We start from the raw sequence: 24873 nt of genomic DNA, 5'->3' as shown, positions 1-24873 counted from the left end.
TATAGGAGGACTATCCGAACCAAGCCTCGCTTCTTCGATTTAGGCGCTTCGGTGGGACAGCCGCTCTGGTGCGCGGATCTTCGCAGCGTCAGTGCAAGCGATTTAATCACGATGGCAGAAGCGGCGCTTACGGCGACAGGCCGCGCTCCCTACTTACCGCGCTGGCCGGACCACGCAGCGGAAGCCGACATGACTGGTAGTTGTGTCGATCGGCTGGGCGTACCGGGCGGCGGGTCGGTAACGCTGGCAATAATTTTCCGCGCAGAGGTGCGAGCCGCCCTTCATAACCTTGCGCGGGATGCGCGCGAGCGCGCGCTTGTCGAAGCTGCCGCCGCGTGTTCCGCCGCGCGGATTTGCCGGAATGCAGCAAGCGCCCCTTGGCTTGCGCTCGATTTTGGGCTGGGCATACCAGTCGGCGGTCCATTCCCACACATTGCCGATCATGTCATAAAGGCCGTGGCCGTTGCAGGCATAAGTCCGCACTGGCGAAGTGCGTAGATATCCATCGTCAAGCTGGTTGTCGCGAGGGAAATCGCCTTGCCAATAATTGGCCATGAATTTCCCTCCGGGCGCTAGCTCGTCACCCCAGGCATAGTCTGCGCCGTCCAGTCCGCCACGCGCGGCGAATTCCCACTCCGCCTCGGTCGGCAGCGCCTTGCCCGCCCATGCGGCAAAGGCTTCCGCGTCCGCATAGGCGATGTGAACGACGGGATGATCCTCGATCCCCTTAATCGAACTGCTAGGTCCGATCGGCGCGCGCCAGTTTGCGCCGATGCGAAACTCCCACCAATCGGGCGCCGCAAAGTCGACGGGTCGGGCGCTCATCTCAAAAACCGCCGAGCCCGGCTGTGCCAGTTCCGGCAGCAAATCAGGATAATCCCTGCAATCAGGCGCGATTTCGGCGAGGGTGACATATCCCGTAGCATTAATGAAAGCGGCGAAGGCGGCGTTGGTGACTGGCGTCTCATCGATCCAGAAGGCATCAACCCGGACCCCACGAGCAGGTTTCTCCTCAGGATACCAGTTGTCGGCTCCCATCTGGAAACTGCCGGCAGGGATGAAACGCATGTCGGAATAGACTTCCTTATCCATATGTCTTGTCTAACGAGGAGGGCACGGCATTACAAATTTGAACTCGCGCTCGTGGCTGCACCTTCAAAATCACTCTGCCGCTCGCGGCGGTAAGACGCCTAAGGGTGATCTGGCACCCACGGTCGACGACATGACGCCTCAGACTGAGCAGCCCGCAGCTGATGCACCGGCTCCCAATCCCACACCGGCCGCCATCGCCGCGCCAGCCGCGCGCACCAAGACCGCCCTGGTACTCGAGATGCTCCGCCGGACTAGCGGGGCCACGCTCGATGAGCTGACGAGCGCCACCAGCAGGCTGCCACATACCACCCGCGCCGCGCTAGCCGGCCCGCGCAAGAAGGGTCACGCGACCGATAAGCGGAAGCGCGGTGAGGTGACCTGCTATCATCTGGAAGGCCAGGCCTGATGCGGGGGCTAATGGCATGCGTCGCCGAAATCGAGGCGATGAAACCGACGGCGATCAAGGCCGAGTGGGAGAGGGTGCATGGGCAGGAGCCGCCGCCCATCGCTTCAAGCCTGCTCGCTAGTGCGCTCGCCTTTGACGCGCAGTGCGCGGCCCAAAGGCAGGGCAGGGGCAAAGATGCGCCGGCGACTAAGCGGGGCAGGGGGGGACGCGCGTCGCCTCCGCGCCCGCCTTGGCGCCGGGCACACAGCTGGTGCGCGAATGGGCGGGGCCTCGCTTCTTCGGGGTGAAGCAATGACGCAAAAAAAGCGGCTGCGCTGCGCCATCTACACTCGCAAATCCACGGAGGAAGGACTCGACCAGGCGTTCAACAGCCTGGACGTGCAGCGCGAGGCGTGCGCGGCTTATGCGCTCAGCCAAAAGAGCGAGGGCCGGGCGGTGCTGCCTAACCCTTCGTTCGGGGGGCGCTGCACCATCTGCTCTCCAATCCCACCTATCTCGGCAAGATCCGACATAAGGGCCAGATCCATGAAGGCGGACATGCGGCGATCATCGACCAGGCGCTCTGGGAGGCGGTACAGGAGAAGCGCGCCGCCGCGATCGGGATCAAGCGCGAGCGGGGTAATGGCCAGCATGGCAGTCTCTTGCCCGGCCGATGTCGCCCAGGGCCGGATGTTTGATGAGGTGTTCCTGAGGTTGCAGATGGGACGGTAGGAGGCAGGGCATGCGTTCGAAGGGTTCAGGCCTTTCGGGTGGGATGTCCTGCTTTTTTCATTTCGCGGCTGCTTTCCTTCCGCTGATTGCCGCTGCACCTTGGACTGTCATTGCAGCCGCCCCAATCGCGATACCGGCTTCACCGCTGCCTTGAGTGATCGCATTCCCTTGGGCGCGACTCCGGTCATAGTCGAGCGTCCGCCATCGCAAGCGAAACTGAGCCTCCGACATACCCTTACCGTTGTCTTCAATCTCGAAATAGCGGTCGCTGCCGGTTTCGGGCCACACAATATCGACGCGGGTGGCCCAAGCGTCCCATGAGTTAGCGACGAGTTCGACGATCGCGATGGCGGAATCTTGGATAATCGCCCCTGCATGACGCTCCAAGAATCGATTATCGAAAAACAAGCTGGCGTCGTCGGACATTTGCTTCCCCCTAAAGTCTCCGTAGCAACGGGACCCATGGCCGTATCATCCTGCACCTTATGGAGTTCATCCTGCTCTTCCTTTTCTTCAGGCTGTGTGTCTCCGCGCTTCGAATCTGGTATCATGTTCGCCTCCATTTCAGTGGGCCAATATGCTCGGCTTGTCGATGAATGGGTAACGGGAGTCGGTTTGATGCGAAGCGAGTATGGCACACATTCACTTCGCCGAACGAAGGCATCGATCATCTACAGGGCGACCGGCAACCTCCGTGCTGTCCAGATCTTGCTCGGCCATAGCAAAATCGAAAACACGGTGCGCTATCTCGGTATCGACGTGGAAGATGCGCTTGCCCTTGCCGAAAACACCGAGATCTGAACCGATGGCTCCTCGTCGCTTGGCGAGGAGCCTCCCACATCCCATCTGGAACAAAGCCGTTGTTCGCGAGACTGCCGCCGGGCGACGGCTTTCGGTGAAAGCAGACTTTTAGGGCTTGGCCCTTTCGACAGGTCCGAGTGAGAAAGCTGACCAGCAGCCGCAGCGCCCCTTCTACGTTCACGCGCAGCTAAGTTCGTGGAATGTCGAGCGCGCCAAGGTCGGCCACTGAATGGAAGCCTTCATTGCCCACCGGCTTTCGAACCCGTTCGGATTGCTTCTCGGGCCAGCACGGCTTCCAAAGCAGGATCGCGCGCGTCTCGATAAGCTGCGAAAGTCCAGGGCGCGGCGATGTCTGGCCGCAGCGTGGGCACGTGCACAGGGTAGCGATAGTTCAGCCAGAAGCACTGATCGATATCATTGCAAGGGCCGTTATAGACGTGGCGACCGGCCGTAAATTGAATCACATGGCCACTGTTGGGCAGCAGGAACGGCCTTCCTTCGGCCCAGAAATCCAGTCGGTCGCCAACGTTTTCGCCAACGATCTTCACGCGCGTGCGGCCTTCCTCTTTCAGCGCGGAGATGGTCGTGATCGCGGCGGAGAAGGTCCAGGGCGAGGTCAGGATGTAAATGGGGGCATCGCCCGCCGCTTTGGGCAGAGAGCGCGCGAACGCGTAGGTCGTGGTGTAATCGCCGCCCGGATTCATCCGCATGTCCAGCACGACGAAGGTCGAGTGCTCCTTGCGGATTTGCGTCAGGGTCTCTTCCACGAATGCCGCGATCGGATTGCCGACATTCTGCAACATTCGCACGTAGAAGCCGCTGGGCGCCAGCGTGTGGGACCAATAGGCACGATCGTGCTGCTGAAGCGATAAGGGAAGGTCATCGCGCCCCTGCAACACAGTGGCGACACCCTTGAGCTGGCCGGGAAACAACAGGCGGCCCATTGTCGGCCAGAGTATCGACGGCATGCTGGTCTCGGCTGTGAGGCGACGTTCGAACGGCGCGCCGCCGGCGAGAACGCCGGCCACCACCAGGCTGTCCTTTGCCTCCGTCACGCCGGCAGCTTGCAACAGGCCGGGCGCTTCCAACATCGGCACAAGACTGTTGCGGCGCAACGCCTCGGACCCACCCCGATAGCGGCGGATGACGCGATAGATATCGTCGATGCGGCACCCGTCGATCCGATCGATACGCGCGCCCAACAGAGCGGCATGCTCGGCATCGGCATCGAGGACGTGCAGGCCATCGGCAAACAGATAGAAGCGCACCGGAATACGCGGCACCTTTTGGCCAAACGTAAGAAGAGTGGTGTGTCCGTTATCGGCAAGCGCGGCGATCTCGGCGATGCGCAGCGTGAACTGGTCGCGGGTCAGCGAACCGGCATCAGCCTGCAAGCGTAGCGCGAGCCGCTTCGCCTTGGCGCGAGCGTGGGGGGAATAGGACCGGTCATAATCGGGAAAGGCGGCGAAGTAGGTCGCGTCCGCGATCCGACCGGCGCGTTGATCATCGACGCGGCCCGGCACCGGCCGTGGCGGAGGGTACTGGAAGCGCGTGCTGATCTCGCGGCGCATGGTAGCGTCGTCCATCGCCCGTATCGCGGCGACGTGATCCACCGTGGTACACGCCCCAAGCGTCAAGGCGAGAGCAAACACAAGGCTTGGCCTATCGACATGCCGCCTGAGTTGTTGAACGCTGTCCGCGGACCGAGAAGCGATTAGCCCTTTAATGACAGACATGATTGTTCCCCCTCGTCTCTACCGACTGGTCACTCGCGCCAGCCATTGTTCCAAGGTGCGCTCCACCAGCCTCCCCGGGCTGGGCAACATAGCGTGGCCGGCTCCTGGAATGTGGCGATACTCATATGGCTTTCCGAGGGCGCGGAGGGCATCGAGATTGCGTGCGGTGGATTCGGAGGGTACCATCCAGTCGCGATCTCCCAACAACCACAGCCCGGGAATGTTGAGCGCGCGCAGGTCGGCGACGGGATCGTAATTCCCATAGGGAAGGTCGACGGGCCGCTTCTGCGATGCCTCCCAAGCCTGATCCGGGGTCATGTCCTTGGGGATATCGCCTCGGGAAAAGGCGCTCAGAATTCTGCCGACCGTTGCGTTCGGCGGTCCGAGATGGAAACGCTCGTACTGCAGCCAGTGATGGGTCGATACGACCGGGCCGGAGAGCAACACCATGAACGCCGCGTGGCCATTCAGGACGGCCACCCTTGGTATGATCCAGCCCGCCTGACTGCCACCGAAGAACCCAACCATGTCCGGCCGCACTTCACGGCGCGCTGCCAGAACGTCGTGGGCGGCGGAGGCGTCGCTTGCGAGCAAATCGATGTTATCCGGGCGGAGGGCCTGGACTTTCTCGAACTGGCCAGTCGATTCTCCCGTTCCGCGTTTGTCGTAGAGGATTACCGCATAGCCACGGCGCACCAACTGGCGGGCCATTCCGGTCTGGCTGCTCCGCGGAAGATCGCCCGAACCGTGAACGAGGACGATGCCGGGAACCCGACCTTGCCTGTCCGGCAAGTACATGGCCCCGGCCAGCCGCGCGCCGCGATTCTCGAAACTGATGGCCTCCTGATGATAGGCATAACCACGTTTCGTTTCGGCGAACTGCCAGCCTGCTACGACGATCCCAGCCAGCGTGGCGATGGCGAGTATCTTGCGGCTGGTTCGCCGCTTTCGGGCGCGGGTGAATATCCAGGCTGCTCCCGTCAGGCCTGCGGCGGGGACGGCGACCACGAAACCCAAGCCGCTCATGAACGGCCCGAGCGGAAATAGATAAAGGTAAAGCGCCAGCAGGATCAGCAAGGGGCCGACCCAGCGACCGGTAAACTTGAGGATATCCCAAACACGGCGCATTATCATCCCCCGTTCTTTGAGCGAGACGGCCTTCGGCAGCGACGGCGCGCCAACTCTATCCGCCGCAGTGTTGCTATCGCCTATTGACCATTTGGTCAATATAATCTCAGGAAGGGGCATGAGCAGGCAAATTAGAGAGCGGCGCAATCCCGAGGAGCGGCGGGCGCAGATTCTGGATGAGACGATCCGCCTTGTGGGACAGCGGGGTTATCATGGCTTCACGATCCAGGAGCTTGCCAGCCGTTGCGGTATCACCAAAGGCGCGCTGTTATACTATTTCCGGTCAAAGGAAGGCCTGCTAGCCGCTGCGCTTGAGGAATATTCACGCCGCGAGATCGCCGACATGCAGGCGTTTGCGCAGGAAAGGGCGCGGGCCGACGGGACGCAAGGAGAACTGTCGTTTCCAGCCGTCGTTGAACTCCTGCACTTCATGGCGGGCCGGACCGCCGCCGAGCCAGAGATCGAGCGCCTTTTCCTCGTTCTTCAGGCAGAGGCCATGGCTGATCCCGCGCACCCCGCGAACGCTCTCGTCCGCGAGCGCGAGAAATTGGTGATGGAGGGTTTTACACTAATGCTGACGCCGCACCGGGAGGGGGCTTTGGAAATCGCGCGCGAACTTTTCGCTATGATAGAGGGCCTCACGCTGCGTTGGCTGCACGCCGATCAGGGGTTCGATCTGGTCGCGGCCTGGGATCGGGCCTTGGGCAAGATCCTGGCGATGCCGAGGCACGGCTGAAAGAAGCCGTGAACAACCAGCAGTATTTCCTTTCATCAAGAACGAAGCGAGCGCCTTTCCGAAGCAGAACGCCGTACTGCTTGGGGAGACTGTTCAAACGCCCGTACAAATGCTCGCCGCATCCGTTCGGTATCGCGGAAACCTACCATGCCTGCGACCTGCTCGATGGGCTTCCGAGATTCCTCTATCAAACGTCGGATTTACAGATGTGAAGTTTAGTCGATTTGTCATCGGCGATGTCGATATTGATGTTGGGATAGGTCATCCGCAGCAGTTCGAGCAACTGCGGCGAGAGCACGGCATTGCGGTCCTTGCCGCCCTTGCCCTGTTCGACCCAGATCAGCATGAGCTTGCTGTCGAAATCATCGACCTTGAGGTGCGCTACCTCCGACACGCGCAGGCCCGCGCCATAGGCCACTCCCAACGCCGCCTTATACTTGATGCCCGGCGCCGCCTGGAGCAACCGCTCGGCCTCCTCGAGGCTCAGCACTTCGGGCATCCGCGGCACGATGCGGGTGATCACCAGCGACCGCGACAGATCCCGCCGCTTGAGCGTGATCGTGAACAGGAAGCGCAGCGCCGACACCGTGCGGTTGATCGTGCTCGGCCGGACGCCACTTTCATGTTGCATCAGTTGGAAGCAGCGGAGATCCTCTTCCGTCGCCGTATCGGGAGGGTCGCCAAGAAACGCGGCCAGGCGTTTCACATGGCGGACATAATCCTTCTGTGTGTGTGGGCCGAGACCCCGCATCATCATGTCGTGCTGCATCCGCTGACGCAGCGGGCTGATCGGAGCGGTGTTGATCGAGACGATCATGGCAAGTTCCTCTTCGCTGAATGAACTTCCAACCTCAGAGGCAACCTCGCCCCGCTAAAGGCCCATATTTACCGCACTACCGCGCCCCAAGCGACCCTCCCGCAGAGCGGGTTCGTGCAAGGGTCGATGTCACCTATGTTATACCAATTTTGACACCTCAAAATGAGTTTGACAGTTGATTCATTGGGCGCAGAAATTCTGCTAGTGGTCCCGCGACGCGTACGATATTTAAATCGCCATTCATCAGCATCAGACCCGCTTGCTTTCGCTGCACTTTGCCGCTTGTTGTGCGAGGTATCGTCCCGTCAGACACGATCACGAGATCAGTTATACTCAGTTCTAGCCGTTCTATAGCGAGCATGCGCAATTCGCTTGCCATTTTCTGGAGCTTTTCGCTCGACCAATCCCGCGCCTCGGTTCGTTTAACCTCCGCAATGACGACGACGTGCTGATCTTCGCCTGAATTGATCTCGACGGCGGCAGCACTTGCTTGGCCGACGGTTTGGGAAATTTCGGACCAGATATGCTCAATGTCGCTGGGCGCGATGTTGCGGCCGCGGACGATGATCGTGTCCTTGATCCGGCTGACGATATAAAAACCGTCCGATGTTGAAAAGGCGAGGTCACCTGTTCGCAGATATGGTCCTCGTTCATCAAGCTGGCCGTGGAATGTGGCCACTGTCGCTTCTGGATTGTCGATATAGCCTTTTGCGATGTGCGGTCCTCTCAGCCAGACTTCGCCGACGGCGCCGTGCGGTAGCACCTCGCCGGTCGCCGGATCGACGATGCGCGCTTCGCCTCCCTCCATCGCCGGTCCGCAGCAGACCAGATCAAGCACAGCGTTGCCTTCGCTCGTCTCCACGGCCCGCCCGTCCGCCAAAGCGCGGCTGTCATAGGAGTTGATCAAGGGTTCGGTGCGCGCGGGCTGCGCGATCGTGACAAGGGTGGATTCGGCCAGCCCGTAGCAGGGCAGGAAGGCTCGCTTGTCAAAGCCGACTTCCGCAAAGCATTCAGCGAAACGGTCGAGCGTTTTCGGCCGGACACGCTCCGCCCCATTGAAGGCGACACGCCAGCTTGAGAGATCAAGTTCGGGTATCCCGCGCCGCAGGGCATATTCTACGCACAGGTCAAAGCCGAAATTCGGGCCGCCGCTCGTGTGCGCGCGATACCGGGAGATCAGCTGCAACCATGACATTGGCTTGTTGATGAAAGCGGCCGGAGACTTGATGACGCAGGTCGAACCCAGAAATAGCGGCTGGAGAATGTTCCCGAACAAGCCCTGATCGTGATAGTGCGGCACCCAGCCGACGAAATGGGAGTCTTGGTCATGGCCGAACGCTGCCCGGATCATCGTTTCGTTGGCGATGATGTTTCCATGGGTGATCATCACCCCCTTGGGACTGGAAGTCGTTCCTGACGTGAATTGTAGGACGGCGAGCTGATCGGGTTCCAGCCGATGCGGAGAAAGAGGATACGCCTCCTGCTTTAGAGCCGCAAATTCGACATATCGAATGGAGCGGGCGGCAGCCCCGGCAGGCAGGTCCTGTCCGAACTGGCTTACCATGCTGGCGTCGGCCAGAATGGCATCCGGTCTCACATTGCCCAGCAGGTTCAGGATATTTTGAAGCCTCGCCCGCCGCCGTCCCACCGGGGCGACCGGGATGGCGACGCTGCCAACCGCGAGGCAGGCCAGCAGCGACAGGACAAATTCTGTGCCCGCCGAAAAAAGCAGGGCAATCCGGCTATTGGCCAGTCCGCGGGCAGTGAGGGCTCCAGCGAGCTGGCGAACCTCCGTCGCAAGTTCTGCATAGGTCAGGCTGTTCAGCGGCCCATCCCCGTGATCCAGAATGAGTGCGGGCCGGTGGGGCACAGTAGTTTCATGGCCCAGAACGATGTCGATAATCGAACGGCTAAAGTCTATCTGCATGATCTTTTGCGAACCCGAACCGTTTTTTGTTATTCGGCGGCGAAGGCTATCCTGAGTAACCCGATCTTGCGCATGCGGAAACCGGCCGCGGACATGCGGAGATAGCGCGAATATTTTTCCACGGGATGGATATACGCATCGACAACGCCGCTCCTGACCGCAGCGCGCAACTTGTTGCTCCACATTTCGCAGGTGCGGGCATAATCCAGGCCATCGTCGCGCAGCCGTTCGATGCGGAACAGGCCCCGCGACGCGACCACAATGTCTTCCAGCGTTGGCAATTCCGCCGCTGGGAAGATTTCGTTGGAGATGAAGGGATTGGCGTCTTCCGGCGACATTTTCCCATAAGCGATGGTCTGGAGCGACAGGCGGCCCTTGCCATCGGTCCAGTCGCGGCAGGCCCGGAAAAACTGGCGATAAACCTCGCGCCGTTCGTCGATGCTTTGCTGGGGGTGGGCGAAATGTTCGAAAGCGCCCACCGAGATGATCGCGTCGAACGGCCGGTCGGGGCGATAATCATGCCAGTTGGAAATGACCGCGCCGATGCCGGGAATGTCCATCTGCCCGATATAGGCATGCTGTTCTTCGCTGAGCGTCAGCCCGACACATTCCGCAACGTCATAATCGCGCCGCAGCGTGCGCATCATGCCGCCCCATCCGCAGCCCACGTCCAGAATCCGCATCCCGGCCGCAGCGCCCACCGACTGCGCATGATAATCGAGCTTGCGCTGCTGCGCCTGTTCCAGCGGGGCATCCTTGGGCAAGCCGTCCCACATCGCACTGGAATAGGTCATGGTCGGGTCGAGCCATGCCGAGTAGAAATCGTTGCCTACATCATAATGGTGACGGATCGCGGCCGCCGAGCCGCCGAATTCGAGCTGATCTTCCTGCATCATTGGACGGTGGAACCCTGCGTCTGGCGGGCAGTCATGTCGTTGACCGCCGCAGCGATGCCTTGCGCTGCGTCTGTGATTGCTTCTGCCTCAAACAATAGTTCGAGCGGCAATTCTTCAGGCAGATTGAGCCAGCTTTCCAGTTCCACCATCAGCGAAATCGCTTTGGCAGAGTCGATGCCGAAGCTGTCAAATGATGCTTCGGCCGATATCGCGGCAGCCTGCACATTCACCATTCCGGCGATGCGCGACACAATCCAGTCCTGTATCTCTTCCGCCGATGCCTGCCGAACCTGATCGGAATTCATCACATTTCCCCTCTGGCCAAACGGGTTGTCCCGAATTTTCCATAATATTCATCCGGCTGCGCGTCGGCAGCCGGTCTCGCATTCGCGCCGGGTTCCGGCTGCGCGGCGATCTTTTGAAGCTCTGAATTTTCCTGAGCCAGTCGGACGGCAGCGCCGTGGACGCTCTCGTCTTCTTCCTCCAGACTGGAAATAGTCACGTGCGAGGGCTGGGGCAGGCCCCACATTTGCCGCATCTCATCGAGCGCCGCCCGCGACACCTCCACCTCATAAGCGACAGCGTCACCCTGTCCGTAGTGAATGGCCGGGCCCAGCAGCTTCAGCTTCCATCCGACGCCGTAACAAAAGCTGAGCATGCGCACGTCGGTAAACCCAACGCAGCGGTCAATGCCCGCTTCATAGGCAAGTTCCAGCGGAGCAATCATGCAGGCGGCCTTGCGCCGCAAATTGTGGCGGCGCATGCCCCGCTCGATACAGAAGCCGCGGGTCAGTTCCCAGGTGCGGCCATCGTCGATCGACCGGATGCCAGCGGGCAACACTTGCGAAAAATGATCGACCAGCATTGAGCGGTCATCGGCAGGACGAAAACGAAGGCCCATGACGACTCGACGATCAACGGAAAAGCCCACCATGTTGCTGGCGCGCTCGTCGTCATATTCATCCTTTTCCAGACCGTCCGTGACGCGCAGATCCCAGCCCAGCTGCTTGACGAATACGTCCGCGCGGACCCGGTGCAAATCCTCAATCTCGTCCCGGTATAGGTAGGAATTTTCTTTCGAAATCAGATGAATCAAACCCGCAGCCCCCCGACACTCGAGGTTCCGCCGGTATCACATCATTGGGGGAAGGTCATTGGAAAGTTGCGGCCGTGAGCGCTGGAATCGTTCAGGGAATCGCCCTTGGCTAACCCGTTTTATTTTTTGTGGGAAACGTCATGCGAGCTGCTTCTGCATGGCGCGCTGGATGTGGATTTGGACCGCCTGAACCGACCGGCCCAGCGCGTCTGCGATATCGAGGTCGCACCATCCCCCTCGCCGCTGGTCCAGGCAGAACAGCTCGGTCTGGGTCAGGTCAGGGGCGGTCAGATTGTCCTGCGCGTCGAGCAGGGCAATGCCACGAGATACATAAAGCACCGCCATGGTGTGCAGATTTGCACGCTCGCTCTTGGTTTCCAGCATGCTGAACAGCCTGATCTCCACCTCATAGGATTTTTCATCCCAGCCGGTGATGGGGAAGCAGAGCTGCGGCATGACTGGCGGCCGTACGATAGGACCGCCCCAGCCGGCCTCGCCAAACAGGTAAGTCCTGCTTTCGCTGCGGATTTCATAGCAGGCGTGGCTTGCCGCATGCAGCCCGAGCGCCTCACTGAAACGCCGCGTCAGATGATCGAGCGTAAGAGCTGCATCGACGCGGGTGATGAAATCGGCGGCGGCCGAAGTGCTGCCGGCGCGGAGCCGAATGCTGGGAATATATTCGCTCATGGTTTCTCTCGCCTGCGGATGCCTAACGTCATGCCGTGGAGGTCTTAAAAGGATATTAAGCCAGCCAGACGGTATGCGCTTGACATAGCAGCGAAAAGGCAAAACGTCGGTCATTGCGGGGAGGTGATCCCTACCCGATAACCTATGACGAGGACCGAGCCGAACTATGTCGCCAACCTATCGAACAGAGCCTTCCGCAGATCAGGCGGTCGACGAATGGCTGGCAGCGCATGGACAGGATGACGGGACCCCGGCCATTCCCGGCGATACCAGCCGGGCGGAACTTTATTCGCAGGGCAGCTGGGAGCCGCTGTTCCGCCAGATGCGCGAAACCGCGCCCGTCAATCGCGTGGAAGGGACCGCCTGTGGTGACTACTGGAATATCTGCACCCATGCTCTGGTAGCGGAGGTTGAGGGCAAGCCCGACCTGTTTTCCTCATCCTGGAAATATGGCGGTATCGCGCTTGCCGATCCCGCGCCGGGGGAGGAGTTCCAGCTCCCCATGTTCATCGCCATGGACGAACCTGAGCACAGCGCCCAGCGTAAGACCGTCGCCCCGGCCTTCACCCCCGCCCATATCAGTGAGCTTTCGGTCACGCTGCGCGCGCATATCGGTTCTGTGCTCGACAGCCTGCCTTTGGGAAGCCGCTTCAACTGGGTCGAGACCGTGTCGATCGAACTGGCGACCAGCATGCTTGCGACGGTTCTGGGCTTTCCCTGGGAGGACCGGCACCTGTTGACCTTCTGGTCCGATTGGGCGGGCAATATGGAAGCGGCGAGCATCCCCGAGCTGTTTCAGGTGAGGCGAGAGATGCTGACGGAAATGGCGACCTATTTCCACCTGCTCTGGGCGGACCGGAAGGGCAATCCGTGCGGCGCAGATCTGCTGGGCATGATGATCCGCAGCGACAGTATGTCCGAAATGGACCCGATGGAGTTTATCGGCAATCTCGCCTTGCTGATCGTCGGCGGCAATGACACGACCCGCACCAGCATGTCCGCAGCCGTACTTGGACTGGACCGTTTTCCTGACGAGCGGGTAAAGTTGCAGGCTGACCCGGCGCTCCTGCCCAACGCGGTTCAGGAGATCATTCGCTGGCACACGCCGATCGCGCATATGCGGCGCACGGCGACCGCCGATTGCGAGCTGGCCGGGCAGCGCATTGCGGCGGGCGACAAGCTGGCGCTCTGGTATATTTCGGCCAACCGTGACGAAATCGTTTTCCCCGATGCCGATCGCCTCGACCTGTCGCGTGCCAATGCACGGCGGCATCTCTCCTTCGGCCATGGCATCCATCGCTGCGTGGGCGCCCGGCTCGCCGAATTGCAGATTCGCCTGTTGCTGGAGGAATTGCTCAAGCGGCGGCTACAGGTGAATGTCGTAGGCGGCGTCCGCCGGGTTCACGCCAATTTCGTCAACGGATTCCGGCAGATAGAGGTGGAACTGTCCCGCTTTTGACGGCCACCCAATATCGTCCAGTACCGTATTATCGGGCTGCGACATTTAACTAGAGATTTACCAAACCCGCTTAACATGAAGGCAGGATCGACAAAAAATAGCGGAAACAATCTCATGGTGAACATACCCGGCAAGCCTCGTTGCAGGCGGGCAATGCTGATGCCACTGACGCTTGGACTACTATATTCCGGCGCGGCTTTCGGGCAGACGAGCGATGCCGGGAACCAGATCGCAGACATCACCGTCACGGCGCGCAAGGTGCCTGAACCCTTGCTGAAAGCTCCTCTTTCCGTAACGAGCGTTTCGGGCGATTCGATCACGGCAGCCGGATTGCAGACGATCACGGACCTCACGCGCATTGCGCCGAACGTCGACATCAGCGGCGGCATCGCAAGCCAATTGCAGGGCCAGATCTCGATACGCGGGATTTCCACTCTGGTCCGCAATATCGGTCTGGAAACGGGCGTCGGCATCTATGTCGACGGCGTCTATGTCGGGCGGCCCGAAAATTTCGTTCAGCATCTTCTGGACGTCGATCGGGTTGAAATCGCGCGCGGCCCGCAAGGGACGGAATATGGCAAGAACACGATTGCCGGCGTCATCAACATAGAAACCCAGCAGCCCGATACCGATCCGGGCGCCCGTGTTCGTCTGGACGTGGGCAATTACGACTATCGCCGGGGCGAGGCGGTCGTGGGTACGCGCCTTAACGATCAGCTGTCCGTGCGCGGGTCGATCGCCTATGCAAAGCAGGACGGCTTTTACAAGCATTTGTCCGGTGGCAAGGATGCGGGCTCTACCGACCTGCTGAGCTGGCGCTTGTCGGCCAAGTTCGCGCCGACCGATCAGCTTTCCTTCCTCGTTCGATGGGACGGGCTGCGCGATCGCGACACGCCCGCCTTTTTCCAGGCCGATGCGCTGGCGGGATATCCAGCCGACTTTCCGTCCAGAGAGCCGCACCATATCAACAATAACCGGCCCAACACCCTGTCCCGCGACAGCCAGGGCATTTCGCTGACGAGCGAGTGGACGTCGGACGATATTTCGATCACGTCGATCACCGCCTATCGTGACTCCTCTTACAAGGCTTCGCTGGACGACGATCAGGAACAGGTCGACTTCGTATCGGCCGATAATTTTGCCGACAAGTCGCATTTCTTCAGCGAAGAACTGCGCCTCGCAGGCGGTGCCGGGAAGCTGCGTTATCTGATCGGCGCTTATTATTTCGACCAGAAGGTGCATACGGCCAGAGGTCTGGGGTTGGGCGCGGACCTTGGCGTGCCGGGCAATCCGGTGCTGACCACTATGGGCAGCGTGAAGACGCAAAGCGGCGCACTGTTCGGGCGTCTGGACTACGACCTGACCGACCGCCTCACCCTGTCTGCTGGCGTCCGCTACACAAGAGAGAAGAAACGCGCCCATTTCGTGCAGGGCGACGTTACCGGCATCTTCCCCTTCCTTGGCTTCCCGGACCTGACCTTCGACGGCCGTTCTAATGACGACGACCTTTCGCCGAGCGCGAGCATTTCCTACGAGATTGCGCCCGACACCAATGCATACGCCCGTTTTTCGAGCGGGTTCAAAAGTGCGGCCTTCAACGTCGACATCGCCTCCTCGCTCAATGGGCTGACGGCCCGTCCGGAAAAGGCGACGAGCTATGAAGTTGGCCTCAAGACATTGATGCTGGACAAGCGCGCGCGTCTGAATCTCGCCGCTTTCCATACCGATTATGACCGGCTTCAGGTTTCGCAGGTGCTGGGTAACGGCATCGCGCTGACCAATGCTGGCAGGGCGCAGATTCAGGGTCTGGAGGGCGAACTGTCGCTTCAACTGACACCTCACCTGCGTCTGGAGAGCAATGCCGCTGTGCTCGACGCGCATTATAAGAGCTTCGATTCCTGCGGCGTGCCTGCCTCCGTCGGCGGTGGCAGCACGGATTGCAGCGGCAATGACCTTGTGCTGGCGCCTCATTTCTCCGGTTACGGCGCGATCAGCTATGAGGTGCCAGTCGCCTTCGGCACCATCTTCGCGCGAGCAGACGCGGATTATCGTTCGTCCGTTTATTTTGAGCCGACTAATTCCGATGCATTCAGATCCGGTGCCCGGACGCTGGTCAGTCTTCGCCTCGGCCTGCGCCATGACGCATGGGAAGTTTTGGCCTGGGTCGATAATCTGACGAACAAGGTCTATAAGACCTATGCCGATGACCGGTCGGGGATCGGCGTCCTGCGAACCGCCGCCTACGGCCTGCCACGCACTTATGGCGTCACCCTGTCGTCCAAATTCTAGCGTCGCTATAAAAATCATTCCGATGAGGAAGGCAGCCTCCAACTCGGAGCATTTCCTTAATCAAAAATTTAAGTCGCCAATGATAATCACTTAGTTGGCGTTTTACGTCGGAATTCGCAGGAGCAGGATGAACGACCAGATTTCATCGCGGCAGTCCGGTATATTGTGTCAGGACAGCCGGATCTCGATGGATGGCGACCAGCAAATTCTGGCGTCGGCGGGCGTTTTGCTTTGCGTGTTCGACACAGATGGACTGTGCCATGCCAATGACGGCGCGATGTTGTCGCTGGGATGGGAACGCAGGCAGCATCTGATCGACCTGTTGAGGACCATTCGCCCTGCTCTGCGCAGGCCCCTTGTCCAGCTGGCGCGATCGACGCTGCGCGATGGGGAAGCAGAAGCCACGCTCGCGTTGGAAGATCGCGCAGGGCAGCTCAAGCAGTTTCGCATGACGGCGCGGATAGATCATGACACCGTCCGTGGTCAGGTGATCCAACTGGCGATGGTCGACGTCACCAGAGAGCAATCTGAAATCGACCTGCTCAGGCGCAGCGAAGAAAATCTTCGTTTGATTGTCGAATATAATCCTCAACTGCCCTGGATCGCCGATGCGGAAGGCCGCATTATCGACTTCACCGACCGTTGGCTGGAGAATTCGGGTCTGGACAGGTGCGAGGCGTCAGGCGACGGCTGGCTTTCCGCAACGCACCCCGACGATATCGAGCCGGTGGGCAAGCGCATTGCACAGGCGCATGCCACTGGCGAGCCCTTTGACGTGCGTGTGCGGTTGCTGGTCAACGATCAATATCGCTGGATGCGCGCGCAGGCCTATCCGCGCCGGGACGACAGCGGGCAGATCATCAGATGGTATGGCTATACCGAGGACATCCACGAAAGTGTCCTGATCGAAGAACAGATCCGCTGGAATGCCGAGCATGACTCGCTGACGGACCTTCCGAACCGCGCGAAATTCAGCGTCGCGCTGGACAACGCTCTGGCTGACGCGTTGGCCGGCTTCAAGAAACTGGCCGTCCTTTTGCTCGACGTTGATAATTTCAAGGACGTCAACGATCTGATGGGCCATCATGCCGGGGACGAACTGCTCAAGCGGTTCGCGTCCCGCTTGCTGGGCATCTTTGCTGGCCGCGCCATGGTTGCGCGACTTGGCGGAGATGAGTTCGCCATATTGATAGAAGATGTGGAGAGCAGAGAGCAGGTTGCCGACCTTGCCAGTGCCGTGCTCAACATCCGGGAAACCTTAATTGCGATGGGCCGCTCTCTTGAATGCCGCGTCAGCGTCGGCATAGCGGTCTTTCCTGATGACGGCAGGGTCGCGACGGAACTGCTCCGCCATGCCGACCTTGCCCTCTATCGCGCTAAGTCACTGGGCCGCGGGCGTATGCAGATGTTCGAGCAATCGTTGCTGGAGGATGTTCAGGAACGGGTTGCAATGATCAACAGGGCGCGAACGGCCGTGCGGGACAACACTATCCTGTCCTATTACCAGCCCAAGATTTCTTTGCAGACGGGCGAGCTGGTCGGATTCGAAGCGCTGTTGCGTTGGCGGGACAGCCACGGAGTCATACGCTCTCCGGCCGAGATTTACGCTGCATTTGACGATCATGACGTCGCGGACCTGATTGGCCAGACGATGACCAGCCAGGTTTTTTCCAACATTTCGGCATGGCGGTCGGAGGGGCTGGCCTATGGGCATGTAGCGATCAATGTGTCATCGGCCGAGTTGCGCCGCGAGCGATTTGCGGAACGGCTGCTGGAGAACATGAAAGAATTTGCCATTCAGCCGGATGACATTGAAATAGAGATAACGGAAGGTGTCTTTCTGGGCGCGGGTTCCGACACCATCCGCAGGGCGATCGACGAACTGCATTCGTGTAAAATACCACTGGCACTGGATGATTTCGGAACGGGTTTCGCATCGCTTTCGCATTTGCGCTCCCTTCCGATAAGCACTCTGAAAATTGATCGGTCCTTCGTCAGTGGCGTAGCCGTCCGTGAAAGTGACAGCGCCATCGTTTCTGCGCTCATAACTTTGGGACGTGCCCTGAACATGAAGGTCGTCGCAGAGGGTATCGAGGAAGAAGGCCAGTCGATCAGATTGGCCGAATTGGGTTGTAACTACGCACAGGGCTTTTACTTCGGTAGACCAGCGCCGTCAGAGAGCATCCCTGCTTTGATTCAGGGCTGGAACGAGAATGCGAGCGTTGTTCCGCTGAACCTACGGCGAACTTCCTGGCCCTCGCGAGAACAAAGCCGTCAAATTGGCTCGCGTCTCTCTTAGTCCTGCACTCGGACGGCATCATGGGTTTGGCAGCACATGGTTACTCAGGAAGAAATGACCCGCGAACGGTTCTCCGAAGGGATTCTGCTCTTGGGCGGCCCAGCGATGGCAACCAAGTCGCTCGGGATCAACCAGCGTGCAATTGATCGTGTTTTGACAGGTCGGGAGCCCTTGTGCGCTTCGATGGCTGTGGCGCTCCAAATCGCCGTAGCAGATCATCGCGTTGCCTGTGGTAAATGGCTGACGCAGATGCCTTAGCCCGAACGAATTCAGGTTAATGCCTCCGATAATAAAGGATTCGGGATCTGAAAGAGATAGCGAAGTGGTCCGGATTGAGACATCAGCTTCACACGTCTGCCTCAAAATGCGAAATGACTTTTGTATCTAGCCCATTATAAGCTGCGAACATGGGATTATCGGTGCGGAGCGAAAAACAGTGACTGCGACGCGTGAGACGCTTGATCGATTTTATTGGAGAAACGGTCCTTGCTGCGCTGGCTGCGATCACTGGCAACCGATCAATTCATTGATCGGAAAATGCTCTGAGGGGTCTAGCGGGACCACTTCATTTGAGCGGTTAGCTGGAATTAGACTTTTCGGCGTTAGAACAACGATAAACTCAGACAAATCAATTACTAAGCGGAATCATGTTTGTAGTACGTTCGTCGACGAATTTCCATGGGAGGCGCTTCCATTATGTTATCTCGACAATGTAGGAGCTTGTCGACAGGTCGCAGTGATAAGTAAAAAATCCGAATAATCCGACTGTAATGGTTGTGCCCCGAGACGTGGTCGCTCGACGGTAGCGAAGCTGACCGGACGCGCGCTCATCGATCAAGCGCAGTAGCGGCCGGTCAGATTCGCGGGTGGCCATCAGAGATCTCGAATAGATTTGGGTTGCGAAACTCAAGCTATGGAGATCCCGATGATCAAGGAGATGATGGACGTTCAGGCGCTGCTGGGAAAGAGTGCCGGCAGCGATTTTCTGCGTGAGATGATTGGCTTTGCCGCGCAACGGCTGATGGAACTGGAGGTTGGTGGGCTGACCGGCGCCGCCTATGGTGAGAAGAGCGCGGAGCGGCAGGCGCAGCGCAATGGCTACCGCGATCGGGACTGGGAGACGCGTGCGGGCACGGTCGAGCTGCGCATCCCCAAGCTGCGCACAGGGAGCCATTTTCCCGGTTTCCTGGAGCCTCGTCGGCTGGCGGAGAAGGCGCTGACGGCGGTGATCTAGGAGGCGTATATCTAGGGCATTTCGACGCGCTCCGTCGATGATATGGTTAAGGCGATGGGAATGAGCGGCATCTCCAAAAGTCAGGTGAGCCGGCTGTGCCAGGAAATCGACGGACGCGTGAAAGCGTTCCTTGATCGCCCGATCGAAGGCGATTAGCCCTATCTTGGGGTCGATGCCACCTACATCAAGGTGCGTCAGGCGGGGCGGATCGTCTCGGTAGCGGTCACCATCGCCGTGGGCGTCAACAGCGACGGCCGCCGTGAGGTGCTGGGCATGGCGATCGGCGCATCGGAGGCCGAAACCTTCTGGACCGACTTCCTGCGCAATCTGGCGCGGCGAGGCTTGCGCGGCGTGAAGCTTGTCATCTCCGACGCCCACGCGGGCATCAAAGCAGCTGTGTTCCGCGTCTTCAACGCCACCTGGCAGCGCTGCCGCGTGCATTTTGCCCGTAATGCCATTGCCCATGCCGGGCGGAGCCGGAACCGGGTCGCCTCCGCGCTCATCGCCACCGCTTACGCCCAGGAAACCGCTGAGGCTGCCTCGATCCAGGGGCGCAAGGGGGCTGATCAGCTTCGACCGGCGGTGCCAAAGCTGGCCAAGCTGATGGATGACGCGGAGCAGGACGTGCTGGCCTACATGTCCTTCCCGCCCCAGCATCGCACGAAGTTGCACTCTACAAATCCGCTCGAGCGCCTCAACGGCGAAATCAAGCGGCGAACCGAAGTCGTCGGCATCTTCCCCAATGAGGATGCGATCACCCGTCTAGTGGGAGCTATCCTGCTGGAACAGAACGACCAATGGGCGGTCCAGCGAGCCCGCTACATGTCGCTCGAAAGTGTGGCCCAGATCGGCGACGATCCGCTCGTCACGCTGCCGCCCATGGCAGCGTGATCAACCCGGCTCTAGCCGGAGATCGCCATGGCTACGTCGGCGAACCTACACTATGCGTTGGATACGATCGACTGAGGTCGATGCAAATTTTCCCGAAGAGTTCCGCTCGCTAAAAGCGGAGCGCGCGAAGATCGCGAAATCTCGAAGGGCGGCCCCATTAGCTGAACTGCGGACTGGCAGTCGAACCAAAGAAGAATGTCCGCTGTCGGGAAAGAGATTTTGCGCCTCGAACGGCAACTTTGGGTCGGTAGTCGAAGCGGCTGTCACGCGCCACTTCTTGCCGTGTACCGGCCGTATCGGCCTGCGCAAACCGGTCGTTCGTTCAGGTTGCGCTGCCTGCCAGGTCGTAGAAAAGCTGCCGGTCGGCCGCCGACCCTTTGTGGACGCTCAGCGCCCAGTTTTGCTATCCCAACTACGGAAAGGCAGGTTTTGTCATTCTGGTAGCAAAAAACGGGCCAAAAGCCGCCATGGATAAGGACTGCTTGCTCGAAGCGAGCCGGGGTAACCCCAAGAGGCCCGGAAGCGCGTGGAACAATGTGACTCGAGTCAGAAACTAAAGCGGCCGCTGACGCCGAACTCACGCGGAGCATTGATCGAAGCGGTGCGATAGCCCGAGTCAAGGAAGGTACCGGCTGTCGATTGCAGGCGGAACGTGCCAAGGCTTACCGCGCGAAGCCGGTCTTGGTTGAGTACATTGTTGACGTTTTGATAGTCCAAATTGCCGACGACATCGACGCCGCCGAGTTCCAGGTTCGAGTCGCCCGTGATGATGCCCGACCTGTTGCGGAATTCGAGCGGAACTTCCATCATGGACTTGCGATCACTGATCGCAAGCGCAGGACCTGTGCGGTTCGCGCCCACTGTGTTGCCAGGTCCAATCGTGGCCCGCCGGTTGCCGCGGTCGGCCCATCGCGCAACGCCTATGCCTGTGATGGCATAGAAGGCCGCAAAGGCAACACCGCTCAACAAGCCCAGTTGCGAATCGCTCAGCCCAGATTCCGTTTGATATCCTGTAGCAGTAGCCCGATGACCATCCGATCCATGTACTTGGCGACGAGCAGCATTATCAGGGCGATGATCAAATTCTTCTTGTAGAAGACAGGACTCATCGTATTTGGACCTTGTTTCCGATACGAACTGTTGTGCCCGTCGATCTCCAACGAGGCCGTTGGCTAGGCCAAGCGGCATCATTGGTCCTAGGAGATGCCGTCCGCGCGTGGCAGCGCGCTGTCTGCCATGGCAGCGGCAAATTCGGCATGCAGGCCAAGCGGCAAGAGGTCCGCGACTGCCTTGCGCAGCCTCTGAACGAGAACCGAGCGAAGATATGATCGCGCTGGGCCAAGCCTGCAGCGATCTCCCTTGCTCTCCCGTTCAATCGTTCGCGAGCATGTATTTCGGAGACGATGCCCAGCGCCAGAGCCTCAGCCGCCTCAATTTTCTCGCCGGTGAGCAGGAAACTGCGCCCGCGATTCGGGCCAAGCAGTTCGAGCCACAATATATGGACCCCGTCTCCGGCAACGAGTCCGAGAGGAAAATGAGGCAGATCCTGGAAATAGGCATCGTCGGCGCAGATCACGATGTCGCAAAGCAGTGCCAGCTCGGCATGGATCGAGGCTGGTCCGTTGACGACCGCGATCATCGGTACCTCGACATCGACGTGATTCTGGATCAACCGCTGGCCCACGGAGATGATTTCTGACCAGGCGTCCTTGAAGGTTGGCTTCAGCAGATCCTCGAACGCGCCTTCGAGCGGCATCGCGCCGTTCAGGAAGGCGTCGCCGGTTCCGTCAGGATGATGACCTTGTTGCCGCGATCCCGGGACACATGGAGAAGATGTCGCACGTTGCGTTGCTTTCCCATTCCAACTTCGGGGCTTCTCGTTCGCCAAGCAACGTGGTCAGACGTATCTGTCCAGCGGTGAGGGTACAGACCGGTGGTCGGTAGACAGAATAGGTCTCCTTGATGGTGACATTCGCGCACCTGCGACGAAAGATTTGGCACCGTCGCCAGAATGAGAGTTATGTCAATGTAGAGTGGAACCAGCTGTCGCTGGTAACTAATTCGGAATGCGCCAGATGGATCAAAAAATCACCGTGAATGGCCGCAGCATGTCGGTCGAGGCGGACGAAGAGACCCCCTTGCTGTGGAGCTTGCGGGAGCAACTTGCGTTGCGAGGCACCAAATTTGGATGCGGCCTGGGTCAGTGCGGCGCATGTACGGTGCTGGTCGATGGCAGTCCTAGCCGCTCATGCGTAACGCCGACATCCTCCGTCGCGGACGCCAGCATCATGACGATCGAGGGTGCCGCTGCGGATGCCGTGGGACGGCGGGTACAGTCGGCTTGGGAAAAGCTGGCCGTTGTGCAATGCGGATATTGTCAGAGCGGCCAGATCATGGCTGCCATAGCGCTGCTGAAGTCCACGCCCCGGCCGACCGACGCCGACATCGATGCGGCGATGACCAATTTATGCCGCTGCGGCACCTATCCGCGTATCCGGGCGGCGATCCATCTTGCAGCGAAGACTGATAATCATGGATGATGCATCTCGGCCCGCTTTCGGACGCAGGCACTTTATCGGCGCGAGTGTGATGGCCGGGGCGGCCCTGGTAATCCCGGTGCGATTACTGGCGAAGGTTCCCGCGAAGCCGGGAGAAACCGGATTCGCGCCCAATGCGTGGGTCACGATCCTTGCCGACGGGTCGGTCGAGATCATGATGGCACATATTGAAATGGGCCAGGGTGCGCAGACCGGACTTGCGATGTTGGTGGCTGAGGAGTTGGACGTCGCCATGGACGCTGTGCGCCTTCGGCAGGCTCCGGCGGACGAAGAACGCTACGGGCCGCAGATAACAGGCGGTTCCCAGTCGATCCGGAGCGGCTGGCTCCCAATGCGGCATGCCGGAGCGACGGCGCGAGCGATGCTGGTCGCCGCAGCAGCCGCGCGGTGGGCCGTAAAGCCGGAAAGCTGCTCGACCGCCACCGGGGTCGTGCGCCACGACGCCAGTGGCCGCAGCGTCAGCTATGCTGCCTTGATCCCTGGTGCGGCGAAGCTGCCCGTGCCCAGCGACGTACCGCTAAAGAAACCGGCGGATTTCAAGCTGATCGGACGCACCAGTCCTCGTGTGGAGGGTATCGCGAAAATTCGGGGCGAAGCCGTATTCGGCATCGACGCAGCCGTGCCAGGTGCACGCATCGCGACACTGATCCAGTCCCCGGTGTTCGGCGGCAAGCTCGTGCAGTTGGACGATGCGGCAGCCAAGGCGTCACCGGGCGTCAGCCAGATCGTCAGGCTGGACGATGCTGTCGCAGTCATCGCCGATACCATGCCGCACGCGCGCCAGGCGGCAGCTTTGCTGAAACCGCAATGGGACAATGGTCCGTCCGCGACGATCAATAGCGCCTCAATCCGGGCTGCGTTGCTCGCGGCGCTTGAGGCACCCGGAGCCGTCGCGAGCAACGTCGGAACCCCTGGCACGGTTTCGGGCCGACGGATAGCGGCAATCTATGAGCAACCGTTTCTTGCCCATGCGCCAATGGAGCCGATGAACTGTACCGTTCACGTCACGAACGAACGATGTGACATCTGGACCGGCACGCAGGTGGCGACCGTGGCGCGCAAGGCCGTCGCCGGGCAGCTTGGCCTGCCGGTCACCAGCGTCATGCTGAACGTGTATCTCATGGGTGGCGGATTTGGCCGCCGGCTTGAGATCGATGGCATCCTTCGAGCCGTGCAGATCGGCCGTCAGGTGGCTGGACCCGTCCAAGTCATCTGGTCACGGGAGGAGGATATGCAGCACGACATGTACCGGCCCGCCTACGCGGATCGTATCGAAGCGGTCCTCGATAAGCAGGGGCGACCGGTCGACTGGATGCATCGCATTGCCGGTTCCTCGATCATAGCGCGCCTGTATCCACAGTTGTTCAAGGGCGTGGACAGCGACGCAGTGGAGTGCGCTGCAAAGCCGCTTTACGATCTGCTCAACCTCAAGGTCGAGTTCCAGCGTGTCGAGTCCGGGATTCCGACATCCTGGTGGCGCGGCGTCGGCGCCACCCGCAGCCTGTTCGTCGTGGAGAGCTTCATCGACGAACTCGCATTTGCGGCGAAGGCAAACCCGGTGGCCTATCGCCGCGCCATGCTCAGCGACAAACGGGCACTGGCTGTTCTGGATCGGCTCGAAACCATGATGACGGCGGCAGCCAACAAAACCTCATCTGGCGCATGGGGGGTGTCGCTGTTCCATGCGTTTGGAAGCTATTGTGGACTGGCGGCGCATGTGTCGCAGGAGCAAGGTGGCATAAGGGTACGCAAGGTGCTGGCCGCGCTCGACTGCGGCAGGGTGATAAATCCCGACCTGGTCAAGGCACAGATCGAGGGCGGGTGCATCTTTGGCGCCGGGGCGGCGCTTTCTGGCGAGATCACTATTGCCGGTGGTGCTGTCGAGCAGAGCAGTTTCGCTGATTTTCCGATGATGACGATGGCGACGGCGCCACAAGTTGATGTCGAGATTCTGGCTAGCGAAGCCGATCCCGGCGGCGTCGGCGAGGTCGGGACCGCCGGTATCGCGCCCGCAATCACCAACGCCATTTTCGCGTTGGGTGGCAAAAGGATCCGCCGTCTGCCGGTGTCGTCGGCAATGCCGGTCTGGTCTGCATGAGCGTTTAACGAT

At 60.0% G+C, this 24873-nt stretch carries 19 protein-coding genes and 4 pseudogenes; 10 read left to right on the top strand and 13 right to left on the bottom strand.

Features of this window, described 5'->3' with window-relative positions; all coding sequences use genetic code 11:
* Nucleotides 1-153: 153 nt before the first annotated feature.
* Nucleotides 154-1068, bottom strand: coding sequence for an SUMF1/EgtB/PvdO family nonheme iron enzyme (locus ACZ51H_RS13540; protein WP_464803479.1), 915 nt, complete (start codon nucleotides 1066-1068; stop codon nucleotides 154-156).
* A 154-nt stretch (nucleotides 1069-1222) separates the two neighbouring features.
* Here ACZ51H_RS13540 and ACZ51H_RS13535 point away from each other — a divergent pair, with 154 nt between their 5' ends.
* Together ACZ51H_RS13535 and ACZ51H_RS13530 are read left to right on the top strand one after the other, a co-directional pair.
* A complete protein-coding gene (locus ACZ51H_RS13535) occupies nucleotides 1223-1498 on the top strand; it encodes a DUF3489 domain-containing protein (RefSeq protein ID WP_460988306.1) in 276 nt (91 codons plus the stop codon).
* Between the two features lie 464 nt (nucleotides 1499-1962).
* The gene (locus tag ACZ51H_RS13530) at nucleotides 1963-2175 is read left to right on the top strand and encodes a recombinase family protein (RefSeq protein WP_464803478.1); all 213 of its coding nucleotides are present in this window, start codon (nucleotides 1963-1965) and stop codon (nucleotides 2173-2175) included.
* A 91-nt stretch (nucleotides 2176-2266) separates the two neighbouring features.
* Here the strand turns inward: ACZ51H_RS13530 and ACZ51H_RS13525 are convergent, their stop codons facing one another.
* Nucleotides 2267-2635: an ATP-binding protein gene (locus ACZ51H_RS13525; protein WP_464803289.1), complete on the bottom strand. Its 369-nt coding sequence runs from the start codon at nucleotides 2633-2635 to the stop codon at nucleotides 2267-2269.
* A gap of 135 nt (nucleotides 2636-2770) precedes the next feature.
* Between ACZ51H_RS13525 and ACZ51H_RS13520 the strand changes: the two are divergent.
* A pseudogene (locus ACZ51H_RS13520) lies at nucleotides 2771-3010 on the top strand (tyrosine-type recombinase/integrase); the annotation flags it as partial.
* Nucleotides 3011-3249: 239 nt separating this feature from the next.
* Here ACZ51H_RS13520 and ACZ51H_RS13515 read toward each other — a convergent pair.
* Together ACZ51H_RS13515 and ACZ51H_RS13510 are read right to left on the bottom strand one after the other, a co-directional pair.
* Nucleotides 3250-4623, bottom strand: a complete 1374-nt coding sequence (locus ACZ51H_RS13515) for a S41 family peptidase (RefSeq protein WP_464803288.1) — start codon at nucleotides 4621-4623, stop codon at nucleotides 3250-3252.
* Nucleotides 4624-4764: 141 nt separating this feature from the next.
* Complete coding sequence (locus ACZ51H_RS13510) at nucleotides 4765-5823, bottom strand: alpha/beta hydrolase family protein (protein ID WP_464803287.1); 1059 nt, start codon at nucleotides 5821-5823, stop codon at nucleotides 4765-4767.
* Between the two features lie 169 nt (nucleotides 5824-5992).
* Between ACZ51H_RS13510 and ACZ51H_RS13505 the strand changes: the two genes are divergently transcribed.
* Nucleotides 5993-6610 carry a TetR/AcrR family transcriptional regulator gene (locus ACZ51H_RS13505; protein ID WP_464803286.1) on the top strand — a complete coding sequence of 206 codons (618 nt, stop codon included), beginning with the start codon at nucleotides 5993-5995 and terminating at the stop codon, nucleotides 6608-6610.
* A gap of 35 nt (nucleotides 6611-6645) precedes the next feature.
* On the opposite strand, the pseudogene ACZ51H_RS13500 reads toward ACZ51H_RS13505, so the two are convergent.
* From ACZ51H_RS13500 to ACZ51H_RS13470, 7 genes and pseudogenes are all read right to left on the bottom strand, one after another.
* Nucleotides 6646-6789 (bottom strand): annotated as a pseudogene (locus ACZ51H_RS13500) (hypothetical protein); the annotation flags it as partial.
* An 83-nt stretch (nucleotides 6790-6872) separates the two neighbouring features.
* Nucleotides 6873-7427, bottom strand: a pseudogene (locus ACZ51H_RS13495) (tyrosine-type recombinase/integrase); the annotation flags it as partial.
* A gap of 157 nt (nucleotides 7428-7584) precedes the next feature.
* Complete coding sequence (locus tag ACZ51H_RS13490) at nucleotides 7585-9354, bottom strand: fatty acyl-AMP ligase (protein WP_464803285.1); 1770 nt, start codon at nucleotides 9352-9354, stop codon at nucleotides 7585-7587.
* Between the two features lie 29 nt (nucleotides 9355-9383).
* On the bottom strand, nucleotides 9384-10250 hold the full coding sequence (locus ACZ51H_RS13485; RefSeq protein WP_464803284.1) for a class I SAM-dependent methyltransferase: 867 nt from the start codon (nucleotides 10248-10250) through the stop codon (nucleotides 9384-9386).
* Nucleotides 10247-10555, bottom strand: a complete 309-nt coding sequence (locus ACZ51H_RS13480) for an acyl carrier protein (RefSeq protein ID WP_464803283.1) — start codon at nucleotides 10553-10555, stop codon at nucleotides 10247-10249. Before ACZ51H_RS13480 ends, ACZ51H_RS13485 begins: the two co-directional genes overlap by 4 nt.
* Complete coding sequence (locus ACZ51H_RS13475; RefSeq protein WP_464803282.1) at nucleotides 10555-11346, bottom strand: acyl-homoserine-lactone synthase; 792 nt, start codon at nucleotides 11344-11346, stop codon at nucleotides 10555-10557. Before ACZ51H_RS13475 ends, ACZ51H_RS13480 begins: the two co-directional genes overlap by 1 nt.
* 138 nt (nucleotides 11347-11484) lie before the next feature.
* Nucleotides 11485-12033 carry a hypothetical protein gene (locus ACZ51H_RS13470; RefSeq protein WP_464803281.1) on the bottom strand — a complete coding sequence of 183 codons (549 nt, stop codon included), beginning with the start codon at nucleotides 12031-12033 and terminating at the stop codon, nucleotides 11485-11487.
* Between the two features lie 166 nt (nucleotides 12034-12199).
* Here ACZ51H_RS13470 and ACZ51H_RS13465 point away from each other — a divergent pair, with 166 nt between their 5' ends.
* The 4 genes and pseudogenes from ACZ51H_RS13465 (at nucleotide 12200) to ACZ51H_RS13450 (ending at nucleotide 20205) form a co-directional block, all read left to right on the top strand.
* A complete protein-coding gene (locus tag ACZ51H_RS13465) occupies nucleotides 12200-13492 on the top strand; it encodes a cytochrome P450 (protein WP_464803280.1) in 1293 nt (430 codons plus the stop codon).
* A gap of 159 nt (nucleotides 13493-13651) precedes the next feature.
* The gene (locus ACZ51H_RS13460) at nucleotides 13652-15781 is read left to right on the top strand and encodes a TonB-dependent receptor (protein ID WP_464803279.1); all 2130 of its coding nucleotides are present in this window, start codon (nucleotides 13652-13654) and stop codon (nucleotides 15779-15781) included.
* A 127-nt stretch (nucleotides 15782-15908) separates the two neighbouring features.
* Nucleotides 15909-18080 (top strand): putative bifunctional diguanylate cyclase/phosphodiesterase, encoded by a 2172-nt coding sequence (locus tag ACZ51H_RS13455; RefSeq protein ID WP_464803278.1) that lies wholly within the window; start codon nucleotides 15909-15911, stop codon nucleotides 18078-18080.
* 925 nt (nucleotides 18081-19005) lie between these two features.
* A pseudogene (locus ACZ51H_RS13450) lies at nucleotides 19006-20205 on the top strand (IS256 family transposase).
* Nucleotides 20206-20751: 546 nt separating this feature from the next.
* Here the strand turns inward: ACZ51H_RS13450 and ACZ51H_RS13445 are convergent.
* Together ACZ51H_RS13445 and ACZ51H_RS13440 are read right to left on the bottom strand one after the other, a co-directional pair.
* Nucleotides 20752-21396: a hypothetical protein gene (locus ACZ51H_RS13445; protein ID WP_464803492.1), complete on the bottom strand. Its 645-nt coding sequence runs from the start codon at nucleotides 21394-21396 to the stop codon at nucleotides 20752-20754.
* A complete protein-coding gene (locus ACZ51H_RS13440) occupies nucleotides 21311-21844 on the bottom strand; it encodes an enoyl-CoA hydratase/isomerase family protein (RefSeq protein WP_464803477.1) in 534 nt (177 codons plus the stop codon). The genes ACZ51H_RS13445 and ACZ51H_RS13440 overlap by 86 nt, the downstream gene beginning before the upstream one ends.
* A gap of 436 nt (nucleotides 21845-22280) precedes the next feature.
* Here ACZ51H_RS13440 and ACZ51H_RS13435 point away from each other — a divergent pair, with 436 nt between their 5' ends.
* A complete protein-coding gene (locus ACZ51H_RS13435) occupies nucleotides 22281-22745 on the top strand; it encodes a (2Fe-2S)-binding protein (protein ID WP_464803277.1) in 465 nt (154 codons plus the stop codon).
* Between the two features lie 49 nt (nucleotides 22746-22794).
* Nucleotides 22795-24861, top strand: a complete 2067-nt coding sequence (locus ACZ51H_RS13430; protein WP_464803276.1) for a xanthine dehydrogenase family protein molybdopterin-binding subunit — start codon at nucleotides 22795-22797, stop codon at nucleotides 24859-24861.
* Nucleotides 24862-24873 lie beyond the last annotated feature (12 nt).

The sequence above is a fragment of the Sphingobium sp. TomMM15 genome (assembly GCF_055397045.1).
The sequence above is the reverse complement of the archived record's forward strand: the minus strand, read 5'-3'. Positions and strand labels throughout refer to the sequence as shown.